This is a genomic window from Streptomyces sp. WAC03905, from assembly GCF_057371075.1.
In genome coordinates, this window is sequence record NZ_JBXYDZ010000003.1 from 2,537,091 (window position 1) to 2,557,743 (window position 20,653).

19 protein-coding genes are annotated in these 20,653 nt (G+C 73.2%); 7 read left to right on the forward strand and 12 right to left on the reverse strand.

Annotation, left to right across the window (positions count from 1 at the left end):
- The first annotated feature begins 35 nt into the window (after positions 1–35).
- Together AC2RP6_RS13720 and AC2RP6_RS13725 are read left to right on the forward strand one after the other, a co-directional pair.
- A complete protein-coding gene (locus tag AC2RP6_RS13720; protein ID WP_486446478.1) occupies positions 36–1,271 on the forward strand; it encodes a PQQ-dependent sugar dehydrogenase in 1,236 nt (411 codons plus the stop codon).
- A gap of 31 nt (positions 1,272–1,302) precedes the next feature.
- The gene (locus tag AC2RP6_RS13725) at positions 1,303–1,503 is read left to right on the forward strand and encodes a DUF6191 domain-containing protein (protein WP_486446479.1); all 201 of its coding nucleotides are present in this window, start codon (positions 1,303–1,305) and stop codon (positions 1,501–1,503) included.
- A gap of 15 nt (positions 1,504–1,518) precedes the next feature.
- Here AC2RP6_RS13725 and AC2RP6_RS13730 read toward each other — a convergent pair whose 3' ends face one another.
- The 6 genes from AC2RP6_RS13730 to AC2RP6_RS13755 form a co-directional block, all read right to left on the reverse strand.
- The gene (locus AC2RP6_RS13730; RefSeq protein ID WP_486450325.1) at positions 1,519–4,575 is read right to left on the reverse strand and encodes a helix-turn-helix transcriptional regulator; all 3,057 of its coding nucleotides are present in this window, start codon (positions 4,573–4,575) and stop codon (positions 1,519–1,521) included.
- Between the two features lie 59 nt (positions 4,576–4,634).
- Positions 4,635–4,817, reverse strand: coding sequence for a hypothetical protein (locus tag AC2RP6_RS13735; protein ID WP_486446480.1), 183 nt, complete (start codon positions 4,815–4,817; stop codon positions 4,635–4,637).
- 164 nt (positions 4,818–4,981) lie between these two features.
- Positions 4,982–5,572 (reverse strand): hypothetical protein, encoded by a 591-nt coding sequence (locus tag AC2RP6_RS13740; RefSeq protein WP_486446481.1) that lies wholly within the window; start codon positions 5,570–5,572, stop codon positions 4,982–4,984.
- Positions 5,573–5,669: 97 nt separating this feature from the next.
- Complete coding sequence (locus AC2RP6_RS13745; protein ID WP_486446482.1) at positions 5,670–6,224, reverse strand: GNAT family N-acetyltransferase; 555 nt, start codon at positions 6,222–6,224, stop codon at positions 5,670–5,672.
- 39 nt (positions 6,225–6,263) lie between these two features.
- Positions 6,264–8,513 (reverse strand): MMPL family transporter, encoded by a 2,250-nt coding sequence (locus AC2RP6_RS13750; RefSeq protein WP_486446483.1) that lies wholly within the window; start codon positions 8,511–8,513, stop codon positions 6,264–6,266.
- Positions 8,514–8,720: 207 nt separating this feature from the next.
- A complete protein-coding gene (locus AC2RP6_RS13755) occupies positions 8,721–9,116 on the reverse strand; it encodes a cupin domain-containing protein (protein WP_486446484.1) in 396 nt (131 codons plus the stop codon).
- A gap of 60 nt (positions 9,117–9,176) precedes the next feature.
- On the opposite strand from AC2RP6_RS13755, the gene AC2RP6_RS13760 reads away from it, so the two are divergent.
- On the forward strand, positions 9,177–9,998 hold the full coding sequence (locus AC2RP6_RS13760) for a GNAT family N-acetyltransferase (RefSeq protein WP_486450326.1): 822 nt from the start codon (positions 9,177–9,179) through the stop codon (positions 9,996–9,998).
- 57 nt (positions 9,999–10,055) lie between these two features.
- Complete coding sequence (locus AC2RP6_RS13765; RefSeq protein ID WP_486446485.1) at positions 10,056–10,556, forward strand: DinB family protein; 501 nt, start codon at positions 10,056–10,058, stop codon at positions 10,554–10,556.
- 29 nt (positions 10,557–10,585) lie between these two features.
- Here the strand turns inward: AC2RP6_RS13765 and AC2RP6_RS13770 are convergent, their stop codons facing one another.
- Positions 10,586–11,335 carry a siderophore-interacting protein gene (locus AC2RP6_RS13770; protein ID WP_486446486.1) on the reverse strand — a complete coding sequence of 250 codons (750 nt, stop codon included), beginning with the start codon at positions 11,333–11,335 and terminating at the stop codon, positions 10,586–10,588.
- Between the two features lie 180 nt (positions 11,336–11,515).
- Between AC2RP6_RS13770 and AC2RP6_RS13775 the strand changes: the two genes are divergently transcribed.
- From AC2RP6_RS13775 to AC2RP6_RS13785, 3 genes are all read left to right on the forward strand, one after another.
- Positions 11,516–13,687: a penicillin acylase family protein gene (locus AC2RP6_RS13775; RefSeq protein ID WP_486450327.1), complete on the forward strand. Its 2,172-nt coding sequence runs from the start codon at positions 11,516–11,518 to the stop codon at positions 13,685–13,687.
- Positions 13,684–14,304 (forward strand): GNAT family N-acetyltransferase, encoded by a 621-nt coding sequence (locus AC2RP6_RS13780; RefSeq protein ID WP_486446487.1) that lies wholly within the window; start codon positions 13,684–13,686, stop codon positions 14,302–14,304. The genes AC2RP6_RS13775 and AC2RP6_RS13780 overlap by 4 nt, the downstream gene beginning before the upstream one ends.
- Positions 14,305–14,405: 101 nt before the next feature.
- The gene (locus AC2RP6_RS13785) at positions 14,406–16,274 is read left to right on the forward strand and encodes a protein kinase domain-containing protein (RefSeq protein WP_486446488.1); all 1,869 of its coding nucleotides are present in this window, start codon (positions 14,406–14,408) and stop codon (positions 16,272–16,274) included.
- On the opposite strand, the gene AC2RP6_RS13790 is transcribed toward AC2RP6_RS13785, so the two are convergent.
- Genes AC2RP6_RS13790 through gatC form a run of 5 tightly spaced genes read right to left on the reverse strand, consistent with a single transcriptional unit; the run spans position 16,264 to position 20,486 of the window.
- Positions 16,264–16,902, reverse strand: coding sequence for a hypothetical protein (locus AC2RP6_RS13790; RefSeq protein WP_486446489.1), 639 nt, complete (start codon positions 16,900–16,902; stop codon positions 16,264–16,266). The genes AC2RP6_RS13785 and AC2RP6_RS13790 overlap by 11 nt on opposite strands.
- A gap of 15 nt (positions 16,903–16,917) precedes the next feature.
- Complete coding sequence (gene gatB / locus AC2RP6_RS13795) at positions 16,918–18,432, reverse strand: Asp-tRNA(Asn)/Glu-tRNA(Gln) amidotransferase subunit GatB (RefSeq protein WP_486446490.1); 1,515 nt, start codon at positions 18,430–18,432, stop codon at positions 16,918–16,920.
- Between the two features lie 16 nt (positions 18,433–18,448).
- Entirely contained in the window at positions 18,449–18,694 is a 246-nt protein-coding gene (locus tag AC2RP6_RS13800) for a hypothetical protein (RefSeq protein ID WP_078095125.1), read from the reverse strand.
- Positions 18,691–20,184 carry an Asp-tRNA(Asn)/Glu-tRNA(Gln) amidotransferase subunit GatA gene (gatA, locus tag AC2RP6_RS13805; protein WP_381880692.1) on the reverse strand — a complete coding sequence of 498 codons (1,494 nt, stop codon included), beginning with the start codon at positions 20,182–20,184 and terminating at the stop codon, positions 18,691–18,693. The genes AC2RP6_RS13800 and gatA overlap by 4 nt, the downstream gene beginning before the upstream one ends.
- Positions 20,185–20,189: 5 nt before the next feature.
- The gene (gene gatC, locus AC2RP6_RS13810; protein ID WP_030030671.1) at positions 20,190–20,486 is read right to left on the reverse strand and encodes an Asp-tRNA(Asn)/Glu-tRNA(Gln) amidotransferase subunit GatC; all 297 of its coding nucleotides are present in this window, start codon (positions 20,484–20,486) and stop codon (positions 20,190–20,192) included.
- Between the last annotated feature and the right edge of the window lie 167 nt (positions 20,487–20,653).

Genomic DNA, 20,653 nt, shown 5'->3' on the forward strand with positions numbered 1-20,653 from the left:
AGGGCAGGATCGGAGGACCGGAAGGGAGCAGGGCGATGCGATACGGAAGTTCTCCCGGGCAGGTGCGGTGCGAGGGGCCGGGCACTGGGCGCCGGGGCGTGCTGGCGGCGGTAGCGCTGGCCGGGTGCGGCGCGCTGCTGGTGGCGGGGTGTTCACCGGCGGGCGGCCCGGACACCGGGCGGGGTGGTTCCCCACCGGGCGCGACGGTGGCGGGCTCCGGGTCGCCGGGCCCGTCGGGAAGCGGCTCCGCCCCGCCACCGGCGTCGGGACCGCCCGCCAAGGGGGCGGTGACGGTCACCGGCGAGGCCGCCAAGGATCTGGAGTCGCCCTGGGGCGTGGCCCCGCTGCCCGGAGGTGACCTGCTGGTCGCCTCCCGGGACAAGGGGACGATCAGCAGGGTCGCGGCCGGGTCGGGCGCGGTGACCGCGATCGGTGAGGTCCCGGGCGTGGATCCGGGTGGCGAGGGCGGACTGCTGGGCCTCGCGCTGTCGCCGGACTTCGCCTCGGACCGGCTGGTGTACGTCTACTTCACGACCGCGTCGGACAACCGGATCGCACGGCTGCGCTATGACGAGCAGAGACCTCCCGGGCAGCAACTGGGCGCGCCGGACACCGTGTTCCGGGGCATTCCCAAGGGCCTGATCCACAACGGCGGGCGGATCGCCTTCGGTCCGGACCGGATGCTGTATGCGGGGACGGGTGAGACGGGTGTCACCGGGCTCGCGCAGGACAAGAAGTCGCTGGGCGGCAAGATCCTGCGGATGACGCCGGACGGGGATCCGGTGCACGGCAACCCGGAGGCCGATTCCGTCGTGTACTCCTACGGTCACCGCAACGTGCAGGGCCTCGCCTGGGACAAGGACAAACGGCTGTGGGCGGCCGAGTTCGGCCAGAACACCTGGGACGAGCTGAATCTGATCGAGCCCGGCGCGAACTACGGCTGGCCCGAGGCCGAGGGGAAGGCCGGGAAACCGGGTATGCGGGACCCGGTGGCCGTGTGGCGGACCGACGAGGCCTCGCCGAGCGGGATCGCGTGGGCGGAGGGCTCGGTGTGGATGGCCGGACTGAAGGGGCAGCGGCTGTGGCGGATCCCGCTGGCCGGGGCGGAGCCGGTGGCCGAGCCCGAGGCGTTCCTGCAGGAGAAGTACGGCCGGCTGCGGACGGTGGTCGGTCTCGGGGGTGACCGGCTGCTGCTGGTCACGAGCGAGACGGACGGGCGCGGGTCGCCGGAAGCCGGCGACGACAGGATCCTGACACTGACAGTGCGATGACCGGCATGCCCCCGGCGGGGGCGGAGGGTGCGTGGACACGGTGTTCAACATGATCGAGGAGCTGTTCAACCCGGGACGCAAGCACACGAACGACGAGAAGAAGCGGCTGGAGCTGTCCCGGACCGACGTGGGTGACAACGATCCGGGACGGGGCCCGATAGACCTCGATTCCGGCAGGGTGCTCATACGCCTGGACGACGAGGAGCCCGCGGACGAGCACCGACCGGCCTGACCGGCAGGGCGCCCCCTAGGACCTGCCGGGCTGAGCGGGTGGGCCGACCGGGCCGGGTGGGGTGAAGAGCCGTAGCCGGTGGGCCAGGGCGGCCGCCTCCCCGCGGCCGGTGACTCCCAGCTTGGCCAGGATGTTGGAGACGTGCACGCTGGCCGTCTTCGGGGAGATGAAGAGCTCCTCGGCGATCCTGCGGTTGGTGCTGCCGGCCGCCACCAGGCGCAGTACGTCCCGCTCGCGGCTGGTCAGGCCGAGTTCCTCGGCAGGGTCCGGCTCCGGGTCGGCGGTGTGCGGCGCCGCGTCGTCGGCGGTGAGGGGGATGCGGGCGCGCCGGGAGAGCAGGGCCAGGTCCTCACGCAGCCGGCGTGAGCCGATGCGCTCGGCGGTGGCATGGGCCTCGCGGAGCAGGGCGGCCGCGGGCTCGCGGTCCCCGACGGCCAGCAGGGCTTCGGCGAGCCGGTGGTGCACCCGGGCCAGCAGGTACGGGCGCTCCAGCGGGCGGACGGACTGCTCCACGGCGGTCCAGTCGGCGACGGTGTCCCGGGCCTCGGCCCGCAGCAGTTCGGCCCGCACGCATTCGGCGTGCGCGATCCACACCGGGGCCGGGGTGGCGAGGGTGCGGGCGGCGGCGCGCAGGACGTCCACGGCGGCGGCGCGGCCGGCTTCGGCGGCGGGGAGCCCGCGGGCGTCCGCCTCGGCCGAGGCGGAGGCGAGCAGCAGCGGCCAGGCGTAGCGGTGCTGCCCGAGCGGGAAGCCGCTGTCCACGGCGGCGGCGGTCGCGGTGCGGACGTCGGCGATGCGGCCCTCCCCGGCCGCGATGCCGATGGCCAGACGGTGCAGCGGGATCCGGTGCTGGGGCTGGGTCTCGTGCGTGCCGAAGTGGGCGTGGGCGGCCGCGAGCTGGTGGGCCGCCTCGGTCAACTCACCCCGGGCCAGAGCCAGGTAGGCGAGCCGTGCGGAGGCGGAGCCGCGCGGGGAGGCGCTCTGGCCGACCAGCAGGGTGCGCCGGGCCGCTTCGGCGGCCTCGTCCCAGCGGCCGAGGCTGTAGAGGCTCTCGGCCATGTTTCCGAAGACCCAGGCCTCGGTGTCCAGCAGCCGGGACCGCCGGGCCAGCTCGGCCCCTTGTTCGGACAGTTCCACGGCCTCGCGGGACCGTCCCAGGCTTTCCAGTTGAGAGGAGAGGTTGATATGCGCACGTCCTGCGAGCAGCGCGAGACCGAGTTCTGTGGCCCGTTCCCTGACCGCGTGCATCTCGGCCAGGCCGCCCGGCCCGTCGCCGGCATCGGTGAGCAGCGCACCGACCGTGATCCGGGCGTTGAGCTCGGTCTCGGCCGCGCCGACCATCCGCGCGTACTCGACGGCGCGTTCGGCGGCGGCGAGGTTGCCGGGGCCCGGCTTGTGGAGCATGCCCCAGCTCGCGGCCCGGACCAGGACCTCGGCGTGCACCTGGGACGGGGGCAGCCCCCGGACGAGGTCCTGCGCCCGGGCTATCTCCTCCCAGCCGTCGCCGCGGCCGAGTCCGGCGACCAGGCGGGAGCGTTCGGTCCAGAACCAGGCGGCGCGCAGCGGGTCGCCGTGCTCCTCCAGCAGGCGCAGCGCCGTCTTAGTGATCTTCAGGGCGCGTTCGCGTTCCCCTCCGTAGCGCGCCGCGACGGTTGCCTCGGCCAGCAGGTCGAGGCGTTGCAGCGGGGTGGTGGCGGGGTCGCAGCCGCAGGGCGGGTACACGTCGGTGTAGTCGGCGGGGCGGAGGGCGTCGCGGACGTCCTCGGGGGCGCTTTCCCACAGGTCCAGTGCGCGTTCCAGCAGGTTCAGCTGCTCGGAGTAGGCGTGGCGGCGGCGGGCGGCGACGGAGGCGGCCAGGACGGCGGGCAAGGCCTTGGCGGGGTCGTTCGCGTGGTACCAGTAGCTGGCCAGCCGGATGACCCGCTCCTCGGCGCGGATCAGGTGGGCGTCGCCCTCGACCGCCTCCGCGTAGCGGCGGTTGACGCGGGCGCGTTCGCCGGGCAGCAGGTCGTCGCTGACGGCCTCACGGACCAGCGAGTGCCGGAAGCGGTAGCCGTCGCCGTCGGGGGTGGCGAGCAGGATGTTGGCGCCGACCGCGGCTCTGAGCGCCTCGATCAGTTCGTCCTCGGTGAGCCCGGCGACGGCGCGCAGCAGCGGGTACTCCACGGTGGAGCCGCCTTCGGCGACGATGCGGACCAGGCGTTGGGTCTCGTCGGGGAGGACCTCGACGCGGACGAGGAGGAGGTCGCGCAGGGATTCCGTGAGTCCGGTGCGGCAGCCGCTCTCCCGGGAGGCGACGAGTTCCTCGACGAAGAAGGCGTTGCCGTCGGACCGGTCGAAGACGGTGTCGACGAAGTCCTCGTCGGGCTGCGCGGCGAGGATGCCGGCGAGCTGGCGGCGGACCTCCGCGCGGTTGAAGCGGGACAGCTCGATCTTCCGGACGGTGCGGAGCCGGTCGAGTTCGGCGAGGAGCGGGCGCAGCGGGTGGCGGCGGTGGACGTCGTCCGACCGGTAGGTGGCGACGACGACGAGCCGTCCGCTGCCGAGGGTGCGGAAGAGGTAGGAGAGCAGGTGCCGGGTGGAGGTGTCCGCCCAGTGCAGGTCTTCCAGGACGAGGACGACGGTGCGGTCGGCCGCGAGCCGCTCCAGCATGCGGGCCGTCAGTTCGAAGAGCCGGGCGGTGCTCTCCTCGTCGTGCGGGCCGCGCGGGGTGTCGCCGAGTTCGGGGAGGATCCGGGCGAGTTCGTCCTCCTGGCCCGCGGCCGCGGCGGCCAGCTCCTCCGGGAGCAGCCGGTGCAGAGTGCGCAGTGCCGTCGAGAACGGGGCGAAGGGCAGCCCCTCCGCCCCGATCTCCACGCAGCCTCCGACGGCGACGACGGCGCCCCGCCGGTCCGCCTCGCAGAGGAACTCCTCGGTGAGGCGGGTCTTGCCGACCCCGGCCTCTCCCCCGATGAGCAGGGCCTGCGGCTCCCGGCCCGCTGCGCGGGTCAGGGCGTCGGTGAGTACGGCCAGTTCGTCGGCGCGGCCGACGAAGACCGGGCTGACAGATCTGGTCTCCACGTCGCCGAGCATCGCACAGAGGCCCTGGCCGGCGGCACCCGATACCGGCGCGCTCCGGGTCACGCGCGGGGTCACGCGGGCCTGGGTGCGGAGCGGGTTGCGCGGGTCGAGGGTGCTGTCACCCGCTCCCGGGGGTCCTGGCCGCGCAAGGAGGCGCGGCGCGCCGTGCGGGCTTCCCGGGCCGTCCGGTACGCGGCGGCCTCGCGGAGGAGGTCGGTGGTGCGGGCGGCGGCGGCGATCTCGTGCTCGAACATCTCGTACTCCCTGGTTGCGGTTCTCGGGACCTCGTTCGGTGTGGTCCAAGATTCGCGTCCCAGGGGGTACCGGCACATCGGTCGCATGCCGCATCCGGCGAGTGCCGGGGGCCTTAGTCCGGGGCGGTGCGCCCGGGAGGGGCCTCGGCTGTCTAAGGCACGTCTCAGGCCGCTGCCTTCGGGATGGCCAGGAGGAGGTCGAAGTACATGAGGACGAAGAGCAGTACGCCGAGGGCGCCCAGGCCGATGCCGGCCCACGAGACGGACCGCACCCAGGTGGGGAGGGTGCGCTCGGGGGTGCTGAAGGCGGGGAGGGCGAGGACGAAGGTGGCGATGATCAGGGCGAGTGCGGAGAAAACGCCGTTCACCATGGCCGTGGTGTGCCACGGGTCGACGAACTGGGCGGCGATCTGGGCGTTGGCGTCGGCGGCCTGGCTCAGCTCCAGGCGGGCGGCGACGCTGGCGCGCTCGGACACGATGCCGGCGACCCAGCTCCCGCTGAGGGCGACGACCGAGAGACCGGCGGAGACGATCGCGAAGGCGGCGGAGCCGACGTGGCTCGGCGGCTGCTCGTCGGCGGCGTCCTCGCCGAAGGCGTCGTCGTCGAGGTCCGCGTCGGTCGCGGCGTCCAGGTCGGCCTCGGGCGTGGCCCCGGTCCCGGCCGCGGCGTCCTGGGGGGTCTCGGTCTTCTCGAGGGCGACCGGGGTGGTGTCCGCCTCGGCGGCGTTTGGGGCGGGGGTCTTGGTGGTGTCCATGCGGGGCACCGTAGGGGCAGCGTCTGAGAGTTCCCTGAGAATCCGGTGGTCGTGGCCGTATCGGGCCCCGGGGTCGGCGGGGCCCGGGCGGCGTGCCTCAGGAGGTGCGGGCGGCGGCCCACTCGGGGGCGAGGACCGACCAGACCTCGGTGTCCTGGCGGACGCCCCGGTGGAGGTAGTTCTCCCGCATGACGCCCTCGCGGGTCATGCCGAGGCGTTCGGCGACGGCGAGGCTCTTCTTGTTGCCGGTGGCGGCGTGCCACTCGACGCGGTGCATGCCGCGCTCGCCGAAGGCGTAGTCGATCAGGACGCGGCAGGCCTTGGTCACCAGGCCGCGGCCGGCTGCGGCGGGCTCCAGCCAGCAGCCGATCTCGCAGTTCCCGCCGTCGGCGTCGAAGTTGGGGAAGAGGACGCCGCCCACGAGGGTGCCGTCGAGGCGGATGCCGAAGAAGCGGGCGCCGTCCTCACCGGCCTTCACGGCGTAGGCGGCCAGGAAGGCCCTGGCGGAGTCGACGTCCGGGGACCGGTCGGGGAAGCCGACGTACTGGCCGATGTACTCGCGTCCGCGTTCGATGTGCGCGAAGAACTCCTCGGCGTGCCGTGCTTCCAGCGGGAACAGCTGGGCGCCTTCGGCGAGGTCTATCGAGAACATGCGGCTTCTTCCTTGGGTCTCGTGCGGCGGTGGGCCGGATCACCGGGAGGCGGTGGCGGGCTCGGCGCCGTCCTCGCTCGTGGTGGGGACGCCGCCGGACCGCTGTGCCGGAAGTTTCGCATGCGGGCGGTGTTCGGGGGGCTCGATGCTGATCCTGGGGAGCCGCCGGTCGAGCCACGCGGGCAGCCACCAGTTGGCGCCTCCGAGCATGTGCATCAGGGCGGGGACGAGGAGGGTGCGCAGCACGAAGGCGTCGAGGGCGACGGCCGCGGCGAGCGCGATGCCGAACATCGCGATGATCCGGTCACCGCTGAGCACGAAGGCGAGGAAGACCGAGATCATGATGACGGCGGCCGAGTTGATGACCCGGCTGGTCTCGGCGAGGCCGACGCGCACGGCCCGCCGGTTGTCGCCGGTCTCCAGCCACTCCTCGTACATCCGGCTGACGAGGAAGACCTGGTAGTCCATGGACAGCCCGAAGAGGACGGACACCATGATCACGGGCAGGAAGGGTTCGATGGGGCCGGCACTGCCCAGGCCCAGCCGTTCGCTGCCCCAGCCCCACTGGAAGATCGCGACGACGACCCCGAAGGAGGAGGCGACGGCGGCGACGTTCATGGCCGCCGCCTTGAGCGGGATTCCGATGGACCGGAAGGCCAGGAGCAGCAGGAGGCAGCCGAGGGCGACGACCACGGCCACGAAGAGCGGCAGCTTGCCGATGATGACGTCGGCGAAGTCGTCGTAGGCGGCCGTCACGCCGCCGACGTGGACCTGCATCGAGTTGCCCTCGCCCGCGCGCGGGATGACGTCCTGGCGGAGCGTGTCGACGAGGTCGCTCGTGGCCCGGGACTGCGGGGAGGAGTCCGGTACGACGGTCAGGACGGCCGTGTCGCCGCTGCGGTTGAGGACGGCGGGGCCGGTGGAGGCGACGCCCGGTGTCGTACGGAGGGCCTGCGCCAGCTGGTCCACGGCGAGCCGGTCCCCTGCGCCGTCCAGGCGGGCGACGACGGCGAGCGGGCCGTTCGCGCCGGGCCCGAAGCCTTCCGCGAGCAGGTCGTAGGCCTGCCGGGTGGTGGAGGTGGCGGGGTTGTTGCCCTGGTCGGACGTGCCCAGGTGGAGGGAGAGGGTGGGCAGGGCCAGGACGACCATGACGGTGGTGGCGACGGCGCCGAGCAGTTTCGGGTGCCGTTCGACGAAGGCGGACCAGCGGGCGGCGAAGCCGGAGGTGTGCTCGGGCTGCGGGCCCTCGGCGGCGAGCCTGCGGCGCTCGCGGCGGGAGAGGGCCCGCATGCCGATACAGGAGAGGAGGGCGGGCAGCAGGGTGACGGAGGCGGCGACGGTCAGGACGACGGTCACGCAGGCGGCTATCGCGACGCCGTTGAGAAAGTTCAGTCGCAGCACCAGCATGCCCAGGAGGGCGATGCAGACGGTGGCGCCGGCGAAGACGACGGCCCTGCCGGTGGTGGCGACGGCGCCGGCGGCGGCCTCCTCCACCGGGAGGCCCCTGGCGAGGCCCTTGCGGTGCCGGGTGACGATGAAAAGCGCGTAGTCGATGCCGACGCCGAGGCCGATGAGGGTGCCGAGCATGGGGGCGAAGTCGGCGACCGGCATCGCGTGTCCGAGCAGGGTGATGCCGAAGTAGGCGGTGCCCACGCTGACGAGGGCGGTCGCGATGGGCAGCAGGCTCGCGGCGAGGGAGCCGAAGGCGAGGAAGAGGACGAGGGCCGCGACGGCCACGCCGATCACTTCGGCGAGGTGTGCGGTGGGTGCCTCGGTGAGCTGGATGGCGCGGCCGCCCAGTTCGACCTGGAGTCCGCCGGCCTCGGTGGTGGGGTTCTTCGCGGCGTCGACGACGGCCCGCGCCTGGGCCTTGGGCACGGCGTCGGCCGGCTCGTCGAAGGTCACCACCGCGTAGGCGGTTCGTCCGTCGGGGCTGATGCGTGCGGCGCTCTCGGGGCCGGGGCCGTAGGGTCCGGCGACCGATCCGACACCGGGCAGCCCGGCGACGTTCTCCAGCGCCCGGGTCATGCGCTGCTCGATGTCGGGGGTGCGCGCGGTCTGCCGGTCCGGGGCCCGCCACACGATGGTGTCGGTGTCACCGCCCTGGCCGTGGAAGCCTTCACGCAGGAGGTCGTTGGCCTTGCCGGACTCGGTGCCGGGGACCTCGTAGTCGTTGGAGAACGCCGTTCCGGCGGTCACTGCGGCCGCCGCGGTCCCGCCGAGGGCGAGCAGCCAGATCAGGACGGCGAGGAGGCGGTGGCGCATGCACCACCGCGCGAGGACTGCCAACGGACGTGCTCCCTGGTGGGTTCGGATCTTTACCGGGAGACAGCCCGTCGCAAAGAACGCGTGAACTCGTGAAGGCCCGGCCGAAGGCGCGGGGGATCGCCCCGCGTTCGGCCCAGATGGTCTGCAACCTCCACGATCCCAGCGTTTCGTGATCGTTGGCCCTTTTCGTGTGCATCGTCACAGCAGGACCGGGAAGGTTCCGGGAACTCAAGCCCCGGAGGACACGCCCTGGGGCTCGTCCACCCGGTAGCCGGGGATCGAGGGCCAGCGGACGGTGAGGACGACCGCGTCCTCCTCCGCGTACCAGGAGTGGTCGACGCCGCGGCCCCAGAGCACGTAGTCGCCCTGCTCTTCGAGGACGACGGTCCGCCCCGGGAACTCCAGCCGGAAGCGGCCGCTGATCAGGACCAGCAGTGCGGTGCGCTTCTCGGCGGTGGCCCAGCGCTCCCGTTCGTCGCCCTTGGGGTGGACCCCCCATTTGATCTCCACGTCCTCGCTGTGACGGGGATCCGCCGGGTCCTTGAAGTGGCCGAGGAGCCAGCCGCGGTCGGCGGCGGCGTCGGGGGCGGCCTTGCCGGTGTAGATGGTGAGGTCGTCGTTCACGGGGTGAGGCTAATGCAGTTGTGCGGGCCGCCCCGCCACTGGTGAGCTGGCCCGATGACGATGGATCTCGATGAGCTGCTGCGGGTGCGCGCCCGGTACGACGCCGAGGTGCGCGAGGCCGCGCGACCGGACGGTGCGGACGCCCTCGTGGAACGGGCGGGCCGGGTGGTCCGGCAGAGCGCTCCCGGTACCGGGTGGAACGGCGTCCTCTGGTCGGACCTCGACGAGGAGACGGCGGACGCGCAGATCGCGGCGCAGGTGGGGTTCTTCGCGGAGCACGGCTGCCCGGACTTCGAGTGGAAGCTGTACGCGCACGACCGGCCGGCGGACCTCGGGGACCGGCTGCGGGCGGCGGGCCTCGTACCGGAGCCGCCGGAGACGCTGATGGTGGGGCGGGTGGCCGAGCTCGCGCAGCTTCCGGTGGAGCCGCCGGAGGGCATCACCCTGCGCGCGGTGACGGACGGGGCCGGCGTCGACCTGATGATGCGGGTCCACGCGGGGGCCTTCGGCACGGAGCGGCCCCGCCTGCGGGAGACGCTGCTGAGCCGGCTGCCCGACGAGCCGGAGACCATCGCCGCGGTCGTCGCCCTGGCGGGCGGCGACACTCCGGTGAGCGCGGCCCGGATGGAGATCGTGCCGGGTACGGCCTTCGCGGGCCTGTGGGGCGGCGGCACGCTGCCGCAGTGGCGCGGCCGGGGCCTCTACCGCCTGCTGGTCGCGCACCGGGCCCGTATCGCGGCGGAGCGCGGCATTCCCTACCTCCAGGTGGACGCCTCGGACGACAGCCGTCCGATCCTGGAGCGACTGGGCTTCGGGGTGATGGGCGTGACGGTGCCGTACATCTGGACGCGGCCGGAGGAGGCGGCGCCGGGCCGGGCGTAGCCCGGGCTGCTCGCGACGGGGTTCCGCCGGTGGGGGCGGCGCGGCATGATCACCTGTATGGAACGCATCAGCCCGCCCCTCACCGGCAACGAGCGCGAGACGCTCCGGGCCTTCCTCGACTACCACCGCGCCACCCTCGCCGGGAAGTGCGAGGGCCTCGACGACGAGCAGTTGCGGCGCGCCTCGATGCCGCCGTCCACGTTGTCCCTGCTGGGGCTGGTCCGGCACATGGGGGAGGTCGAGCGGCACTGGTTCCGGCGCGTCCTGGGTGGCGAGGAGCTCCCGCACCTGTGGTCCGACAGCCACGACTTCCAGGCCGCCTACGACGCCTCGGGGTCCACCCGTGCCGAGGCCTTCGCCGCCTGGGAGGAGGAGGTCGCGCACGCCCGGCGCATCGAGGCGGCGGCCGAGTCCCTGGAGGTGACGGCGTACGTGCCGAGCTGGAAGGAGGAGGCCTCGCTGCGCCTGGTCATGCTGCACCTCATCCACGAGTACGCCCGGCACAACGGCCACGCCGACTTCCTGCGCGAGGCGATCGACGGCGCGACCGGCGCCTAGGGGGGTGGCCGCCGGAGACGAAGACCCTCCTACCGCTGGACCTGCTGGGCCTCCGGCCGCCAGTAGCCCAGGCCGTTCACCCGCTGCTTCGGCAGGCCGAGGTCCTTGCGCAGGTAGGCCGTCAGGCCGCGCGTCGTGGCGGTGTCGCAGGCGAGCCACACGTACGCCGAGGCCGGGTCGCCGAGCAGCTCCGGCAGTTCGGCCCGGACCCGGTCGGTCAGCGCGGTACCGTCCCGCGGCACCCGGCGGATGTCGTGCCGGTCCGCGTCCAGGCGTACGGGCAGCTCCGCGTCCGAGGCGTGCTGGGTCTCGAACCAGATGGTGGCCGGCGTGGTGGGGAAGGAGTCCAGCAGCGAGTTGATCGCCGGGAGGGACGCGGGGTCGCCGATGACGAGCAGGCGCTCCGGGGCCGGTGCCGGGGCGGTGAAGCCGGTGCCCTGGACGGTGGCCTCGATGGTGTCGCCCGCGCGGGCGCCGCGCGCCCAGGCGCTGGCGACGCCGTCGTGCAGCGCGAACTCGAAGCAGAAGGTGCCGGTCCGGGGGTCCGGGTCGACCAGCGTGTAAGCGCGCTGGTGCGGCCGGCCGGCGTTCTGGAACCAGACGCGCACCCACATCGTGGGGTGCAGCGAGGCGCCGGCCGCGGCCAGCAGTCCGCCGTCGGTGAAGTACACCCGGCGGTAGTGGTCCGTGACGTCTTCCGCCCCGGTCACCGTGAACGTGAAGTCCTTGCCCCGCAGGAGCTTGAGGACCACGCCTTCCCAACCCTTGCCGACCGCCATGTTCGAACCCTCCCCAGACACCTCTATAGTTAGGGCAGCCTAACCTAAATACGCATCGGGGAAGAGAGCAGCGTGAGCAGTGTGAGCAGCGGCAGCGACCCGGAGTCGAACTCGGGCGCCCAGGGCGGACCCCACGGGCAGACCCCGGAATCCTACGACGTCTTCCGCGACCCCTGGGGCATCCCCCACCTGCGCGCTTCGGACGAACTCTCGCTCGCCCGCGCCCAGGGCCGGGTCACCGCCTTCGACCGCGCCTGGCAGCTGGAGGTAGAACGGCACCGCGCCGAGGGCTCCAGCGCCTCCTTCCTCGGGCCGGATTCCGTCGTGTGGGACCGGTTCGCCCGCCAGAGCCGCCTCGCCGACACCGCCCGCCTCTGCCACGCGGCCCTGGAGGCCGACGACCCCACGACCGCCGCCTGGGTGCGCGCCTACGTCGACGGCGTCAACGCGGGCCTGACCGCCGGCGCCGCCCGCGACGAGCGCTTCACCCGCACCGGTCTCGCCCCCACCCCCTGGGAGCCGTGGGTGCCGCTGGCGATCTGGATCGCGACGCACATCCTGTTCGCCGGCTTCCCGACCAAACTGTGGCGCGAGCGCGTGGCCCGCGCCCTCGGCGACGAGGCGCTCACCCTCTTCGCGACCGACGGCCCCCGCATCGCCGGCAGCAACGGCTGGATGGTCCCGGGCGACCGCACCACCTCGGGTGCGGCGATCATCGCGGGCGACCCGCACCGCTTCATCGAGGACCCGGGCGTCTACCAGCAGATCCGCCTGTCCTGCCCGGACTACGACGTCCTCGGCCTGGCCGTGCCCGGCGTGCCGGGCCTCGCCCACTTCGGGCACACCGGCTCCGCCGCCTGGGCCATCACCAACGCGATGTCCGACTACCAGGACCTGTACGTGGAGCAGCTGCGCCGCGTCGCGGGCGAGGACGGCGGCGCCGTCGTCGAGGCGCTCGGCCCTGACGGCACCTGGGAGCCGGTCGCGCGCCACACCGAGACCATCACCGTGGCGGGCGGCGACGACGTCGAGGTGGAGGTCCTGGAGACCGCCCGCGGCCCGGTGATCGTGCACGCGGACGCCGACACCACCGCAGGAACCGACGCCACCGCGGCTGCCGACCCCGCCGCGGCAGCCGACCCCGCCGCGCGAACCGACGCCACCGCAGCGGCCCGCGCCGCCGAAGCCGGCCCCGCCGCGGCCCCCGGCGACGGCAGCACGCAGACCCTCTCGCTGCGCTACCCGCCCCGCGTCCGGCGCGACCTCGGCTTCGCCGCCCTCCCCGCCCTGCTGCGCGCCCGTACCGTCGCCGACATCGACCGCGCCCTCGACGGCTGGGCCGAGCCGGTCAACGTCGTCCACGCCGCCGACACCGAAGGCGGCCTGCTGCACCGCGTCGCGGGCGCCGTGCCGCTGCGCCACCCGGCCAACCGGCTGCGCCCCGTGCCCGCCTGGGACCCCGGGCACGCCTGGCAGGGCTGGGCGCCCACCCCGGCCGAGCCGGTGCAGGGCTTCGCCGTGATGGCGAACGCGCGCGGCATCGCCTCCCCGCTCGGCGTGGAGTTCGCGCCGCCGCACCGCGCCGACCGCATCCGGGAGCTGCTCAGCGGCTCCGCGGACTGGTCGCCGAAGGCGATGGCCGACGTGCACCGGGACACCTACCTGGCCTCGGCCGAGCCGCTGCTCGCCCTGCTGCCCGGCTTCGCGGACCTGACCCCGGCCGCGCGGGAGCTGCGCACCCGACTGCTCGCCTGGGACCGGCGGATGGAGGCCGACAGCACCGACGCCACCGTCTTCGCCGCTTTCCGGACCGCGACCGTACGGCGCCTCGCCGCCGACCCCGTCTTCGCGGACCTCGCGGGGGCGCCGGCCGGACCGGCGGTGTTCCACCCCTGGCTGTACCTGCTCCCCAAGATCGGTTACGCGCTCGAAGGCCTGCTCACCACCTCCCTCGTACCGGAACTGGACCGCGCCGCGCACGTCCGCGCCGCCCTGGAGGAGACGGCCGCGACGGGCGCCCCCGACAGCCCGTGGTCGGAGGTCCACCGCCTGACCCCCTGGCAGGCGGTACCCGACCCGGACGCCCCGGAGTGGCCCGGCCTGGGCGGCGACCACGACTGCGTGAACGCCACCTCCTCCGTCCCCGGCTTCACCGACCTCACCGCCCGCGCGTCGGCCGCCCGTTACGTCTGGGACCTGGCCCGCCGCGAGGACAGCCTCTGGGCCGTCCCGCTGGGCGCCGACGGCGTCACGGGCACCCCGCACCACCACGACCAGCTCCCGCTGTGGGCACGCTGCGAACTCGTCCCCGTCGTCACCGACTGGGCCCGGCTCACCAAGGAAGCGATATGACCCCCGCCGCGTCCGCCTCCCCCGGGCAGCCCGTCCACAGCCACCACGTCGAGGGCTTCGGCACGGTCACCCTCACCCCCGTCGACCCGGCCGCCGACGCCGCGCTGATCCACGGCTGGGTCACGCAGGAGCGGGCCCGGTTCTGGGGCATGGGCGAAGCCGGTCTCGAACTGGTGCGGGAGATCTACGAGGACGTCGACCGCCGCACCACCCACCACGCCTTCATCGCGGCCCTGGAGGGCACGCCGGTCGCGCTGTTCCAGACGTACGAGTGCGAGGCGGACCGGGTCAGCGAGTGCTACGACGCCCGGCCCGGGGACGTCGGCGTGCACCTGCTGATCGCCGGCCCCGCCGAGGGCGCTCCCCGGCCCGGCTTCAGCGGGGCGCTGATGACGGCGTTCCTCTCGTTCGTGTTCTCCGACCCGGCCGCCCGGCGCCTGGTCGCCGAGCCCGACGCCCGCAACGCCAAGGCCCTCGCGCGGCTGGAGCGCACCGGGTTCGTGCTGGGCCCGCAGGTCGTGCTCCCCGAGGTCGACCTGCCCGAGGTCCACCTCCCGGCCAAGCCGGCCCGCCTCGCCTTCCTCGACGCGCCGGTGCCGGCCGCGGGAAGCCGCTGACCGGCGCCGCGGGTCCGGGGCAAACCGCCCGTTCCGATTGACCGCGTGATTCCGGTCACGAAAGACTGATGCCCCTTCACCAACACGGCGCTGGGGGGAAATTGACCAGCCAGAATCTGCACATCGGTCCGGACGCGGCAGCGGACCGCTATCGCCTGCTCAGGTCGATCGGACGCGGCGGGGAGGCCGTGCTCTACCTCGCGGAGATCGAGCTGGCGGGCGGGTCGGAGCCCGTGGTCGTCAAGGTGCTCGACTCCAAGACGACCATGACGCCCGAGCTGTTCGACCGCATCAGCCAGAAGTGGAACGAGCAGGCCGAACTGCTGAGATTCGTCCACCGGCCCGGGGTCGTGGGGGTGCGGGAGCACTTCGAGGGCCCGCCGATCCACCGGCCCGGGGAGTCGTCCACCCTGACCGGGCGGGCGCTCGTCCTGGTCATGAACCACATCGACGGGCTCGACCTGCGGGACTGGCGGGCCGAGCGGACGCTCACCACCGCCGCCGAGCGGCGCGAGGTCATGCGGACCCTGGAGCAGCTGGCCGAGGTACTGGACTGGCTGCACTCGGGGAAGGCCACGCCCTCCGGGCGCCAGGTCGTCCACGGCGACCTCTCCCCCGGCAACGTCATGGTCGACGCGCACGGCCAGGCCACCCTGGTGGACTTCGGGCTCAGCAAGCTGACCGCCGACCACCAGACGGCGGAGGTCTGGTTCACCCCGGGCTACGCCGCGCCCGAGGTGTTCGAGGGCAAGCGGACCCCGGGCACCGACCGGTACGCCTTCGGGGCGATCGCGTACTTCCTGCTCAGCGGGGAGTCACCGCCGGCCTCTCCGCAGCAGCTGGCCCGGGCGATGGCCGAGCTGCCGCAGATCGCGGTACTGGACGCCGAGCAGCGCGCCCGGATCACCGCCCTGTACGCGGAGGATCCCTCCCGGCGGCCGGTGAACCTGGCCGGGTGGATGAAGGACGTGCGCCGCGCGGTGGTGTCCACGACGACGTCGACGACCTCGCAGCGGGCTCTCCAGGACTCCCCGCCGAGGCCCGCGGCGCCCCCGCCGCCCCTCGTGCCCCCGCAGCCGGCCGCGCCGCCGGACCGGCCCGCCGAGGCTCCGTCCCAGCCGCCGCCGTACGGGGCGACCTCGCCGGCGGCCGCCCCGGCGACGGCGCCGGTGACGGCGCCCGACCCGGCCCCGGCGGCGCCCGCCACCGTTCCCGACTCGGTCCCCGCGGGCTACGGTCCCGCGGCGTACCACCCGGGCCCGGACGTCCCGGCCGCCGCGACCGCGGCGGAGCCGCCGGCGGCCGGGAAGGCGAAGAAGAAGCGGACCGCGGTGATCCTGGGCTCGGCGGCCGCCGTCGTCGTGCTGGCCGTGCTCGCGGTGATCGGCGTACAGCTCCTGGGGAACAAGGACAGGACCGACGCGGCCAAGGACGGCAAGGCCGGCGGGGACGGCGCCGCGGCGGCCACGGCCCCCGCCTCCCCCACCCCGTCGCAGCCGGACGCCTCCGACGAAGCCACGCCCGAGGCGTCCGCGAGCCCGGACGGCTCCTCCAGCCCGCACGCCCCGGGCGCGGTCAAGGACAGCAACGTCGCCGACCTGACCGTGCTGGCCTCGGTGGGCGACGTCGACAACTTCGAGGTCGGCTCCGCCAAGCTGAACACCACGGAGTACGGGGCGGCGCTGCTCGGCAGCTGCTACTACGGCGCGGCCATCGAGTACGACGTCAACCGGGCCTGGTCCACCCTGGAGTTCACCGCCGGGATCGACGACGGCTCGACCGTGGAACAGGCCCGCCTGACCATCTCGGTGGACGACAAGCCCGCGACGTTCTCCGAACTGGTCCACCTGGGCAAACCGGTCACCAAGTCGCTGGACATCAAGGGCGCCCTGCGGCTGCGCATCAAGGTGGAAGAGGGCTGCAAGGGCCGGGGCAACGCCGTCCTGGCGGCCCCCGTCCTCAAACGCTGACGGGCCCGGACCCGTCCGACACCCCGAGGTCGGCCCGCATGGCCGCGCGCATCTCCCGGAGCAGGCGCCAGATCTCCTGCTGGTCCCGGGAGACCGCGGCCATCGTCTCGCCGTCCTCGGGGGCGCCCCGCTCCAGACGCTTGACCTGTCCGTAGACCGTGCTCAAGGCGTGGTTGACGGCACTCGCGGGCCCGAGCACGGAGTCCGGGGCGACCATCTGCGCCTCGGAGTAGCGGTCGCGCTGGGCGTTCTTGGCCTGGTCGAGCGCGTCCCGGTCCGCGTCCTCGATCGTGCGCTCCCGCATGACGTGCAGATGGCGGTTGAGGGCGGTGGTGAACTGCCGGGCGTCCCGGTTGAGGTCCGCGTAGCAACTGCGCCGCAGCGTCAGGTAGTCGCGGATCTCTTCGTGCGCGCGGACGAGCTCCATCTCCCGGCGTTTGGTCCGCTCCGCGCCGCGCTGGGTGAGCAGCGCGGCCCCCAGCGTGCCCGCGACGCCCACGACCGCTATGACCATCGCACCGATCTCCACCCTCAACTCCCCCTGCCCGTCGGCGGTCTGCCCGTCCAGTGTGCGGGAGACGGCCGAGGCCCCGCACCGTTCGGTGCGGGGCCTCGGGCGTTCAGGCATACGGCGGTGAAGAGATCAGCCCTCGGAGACGCCCAGGCGTTCCAGGATGAGTTCCTTGACGCGCGCGGCGTCGGCCTGGCCGCGGGTGGTCTTCATGACCGCGCCGACCAGGGCGCCCACCGCGGCCACCTTGCCGCCGCGGATCTTGTCGGCGATGGCCGCGTTGCCCGCGATGGCCTCGTCGACGGCCGCGCCGAGCGCGCCCTCGTCCGAGACGACCTTCAGCCCGCGCTTCTCGACGACCTCGTCCGGGGTGCCCTCGCCTGCGAGGACGCCCTCGATGACCTTGCGGGCCAGCTTGTCGTTGAGCGAACCGTCGGCGACGAGCGCCGCGACGCGGGCGACCTGCGCCGGGGTGATCGGCAGCTCGTCGACGACGACGCCCTGCTCGTTGGCGTTGCGGGCCAGCTCGCCCATCCACCACTTGCGGGCGGCCGCCGAGTCGGCGCCCTCCGCGATGGTGGCGACGATGGAGTCCACGGCGCCGGCGTTGAGGATCGACTGCATGTCGTGCTCGCTGACGCCCCACTCCTCGCGGAGGCGGTTGCGGCGCACGCGCGGCATCTCGGGCAGAGCGCCGCGCAGCTCCTCGACCCACTCGCGGGCCGGGGCGACGGGCACCAGGTCGGGCTCCGGGAAGTAGCGGTAGTCCTCGGCGTTGTCCTTGATGCGGCCGGCCGTGGTGGAGCCGTCCTCCTCGTGGAAGTGCCGGGTTTCCTGCACGATCGACCCGCCCGACGACAGCACCGCGGCGTGGCGCTGGATCTCGAAGCGGGCAGCGCGCTCGACGGAGCGCAGCGAGTTGACGTTCTTGGTCTCGCTGCGGGTGCCGAACTCGGACTCGGGGGTCGGGCGCAGCGACAGGTTCACGTCGCAGCGCATCTGGCCCTTGTCCATGCGGGCCTCGGAGACGCCGAGGGCCTTGATGACCTCGCGCAGCTCGGCGACGTAGGCCTTGGCGACCTCGGGGGCCCGCTCGCCCGCGCCCTCGATCGGCTTGGTGACGATCTCGATGAGCGGGATGCCGGCGCGGTTGTAGTCCAGCAGGGAGTGGGACGCGCCGTGGATACGGCCGGTGGCGCCGCCGACGTGCAGCGACTTGCCGGTGTCCTCTTCCATGTGGGCGCGCTCGATCTCCACGCGGAAGATCTCGCCGTCCTCCAGCTGGACGTCCAGGTAGCCGTTGAAGGCGATGGGCTCGTCGTACTGGGAGGTCTGGAAGTTCTTCGGCATGTCCGGATAGAAGTAGTTCTTCCGGGCGAAGCGGCACCACTCGGCGATCTCGCAGTTCAGCGCGAGACCGATCTTGATGGCGGACTCGACGCCGATCGCGTTGACGACCGGCAGGGAACCGGGCAGGCCGAGGCAGGTGGGGCAGGTCTGCGAGTTCGGCTCGGCGCCGAGCTCGGTCGAGCAGCCGCAGAACATCTTGGTCCTGGTGCCGAGCTCGACATGGACTTCGAGGCCCATGACGGGGTCGTACGACGCCAGGGCGTCCTCGTACGACAGCAGTTCGGTGAAGGTGGTCACGGTGAAACTTTCCCTCTCAGCCCAGCAGGACGTCGTCGTCGCCCAGACGCTTGAGCTCGCGGTACAGGATCGCGAGGCCGGTGACGATGGCGGCGGCGGACACGGCGGCGTCGACCAGCTTCAGCATGTCGTGCTCGCTGCGGGCCTTCTTGACCTGCTTCAGCACGCTGATGGCGCCGAAGGCGGTGGTGCCGATCGACAGGTAGGTGCCGGTCTTGGACTTCTTGAAGCCCTTGGCCTTGGACAGTGCACTGGTGCTCACAGCGACGGTGCCTCCTCGAGCAGCGGGTGACCCCAGCGCGCGACGAAGGCGGCCTCGACCGCAGCACCGACCTTGTAGAGGCGGTCGTCCTTCATGGCGGGGGCGATGATCTGCAGGCCGACCGGGAGACCGTCCTCCGGTGCCAGGCCGCAGGGCAGCGACATGGCGGAGTTGCCGGCCAGGTTGGTCGGGATGGTGCACAGGTCCGCGAGGTACATGGCGAGCGGGTCGTCGGTGCGCTCGCCGATGGCGAAGGCGGTGGTCGGGGTCGTCGGGGAGACGATCACGTCGACCTGCTCGAAGGACTTCTCGAAGTCCTGCGAGATGAGCGTGCGGACCTTCTGGGCGGAGCCGTAGTACGCGTCGTAGTAGCCGGAGCTGAGCGCGTACGTACCGAGGATGATGCGGCGCTTGACCTCGTCGCCGAAGCCGGCTTCGCGGGTCAGGGCGGTGACGTCCTCGGCGGACTTGGTGCCGTCGTCCCCGACGCGCAGGCCGTAGCGCATGGCGTCGAAGCGGGCCAGGTTGGAGGAGCACTCGGACGGCGCGATCAGGTAGTACGCGGCCATCGCGAGGTCGAAGGACGGGCAGTCCAGCTCGACGATCTCGGCGCCCAGCTCCTTGAGGAGCTCCACCGACTCGTTGAAGCGCTGGACGACGCCGGCCTGGTAGCCCTCGCCGGCGAACTGCTTGACGACGCCCACGCGCATGCCGGCGACCGAGCCGTTGCGGGCGGCCTCGACGACCGGCGGGACCGGGGCGTCGATGGAGGTGGAGTCGAGCGGGTCGTGCCCGGCGATCACCTCGTGCAGCAGGGCCGCGTCCAGGACCGTACGGGCGCAGGGGCCGCCCTGGTCGAGGGAGGAGGAGAAGGCGACCATGCCGTAGCGGGAGACGCCGCCGTACGTGGGCTTCACGCCGACCGTGCCGGTGACGGCGGCGGGCTGGCGGATGGAGCCGCCGGTGTCCGTGCCGATGGCGAGGGGGGCCTGGAAGGCGGCGAGGGCCGCGGCGGAGCCGCCGCCGGAACCGCCGGGGATGCGGGTGAGGTCCCACGGGTTGCCGGTGGGCCCGTAGGCGCTGTTCTCGGTGGAGGACCCCATGGCGAACTCGTCCATGTTGGTCTTGCCGAGGATGACGACGTCGGCTTCCTTGAGCTTGCGCGTCAGGGTGGCGTCGTAGGGCGGGATCCAGCCTTCGAGGATCTTCGAGCCGACGGTGGTGGGGACCCCGACGGTGGTGAAGATGTCCTTGAGGGCGAGCGGGACGCCGGCCAGCGGGCCGAGCTTCTCACCGGCCGCGCGCTTGGCGTCGACGGCGCGGGCCTGGGCGAGCGCGCCGTCGCGGTCCACGTGCAGGAAGGCGTGGACCTTCTCGTCGGTGGCGTCGATGCGGGCCAGGTGGGCCTCGGTCACCTCGACGGCCGTGAGCTCGCCGGAGGCGATCTTCTCGGCGGTCTCTGCGGCCGTGAGCTTGATGATGTCGACCATGGCTGTTAGTCCTCCCCCAGGATCTGCGGCACCTTGAAACGCTGCTGCTCCTGGGCGGGAGCACCGGAGAGCGCCTGCTCGGGGGTGAGCGACGGACGGACCTCGTCCGCGCGCATGACGTTGGTCAGCGGCAGCGGGTGGGAGGTCGGCGGGACGTCTTGGTCGGCGACCTCGGAGACACGGGCGACCGCGCCGATGATGTCGTCGAGCTGTCCGGCGAAGTGATCCAGCTCGTTGCTGGACAGCTCAAGGCGCGCCAGCCGTGCGAGGTGGACGACCTCCTCGCGCGTAATGCCAGGCATGCAGCGATCCTCTGGGGGTGGGTGGATGTGTAGTTTCGGGCTCAATCCTATGGGGCACGGCGCCCGCCCTGCGAAACGGTTTGGCGCGGGCGGTCGCGCGGGTCCGCCGCGCGGGTGCCCCGCGGCTCCGCCCGGACCCACGCCCCGTTCACCGGTGCCGCCCACCC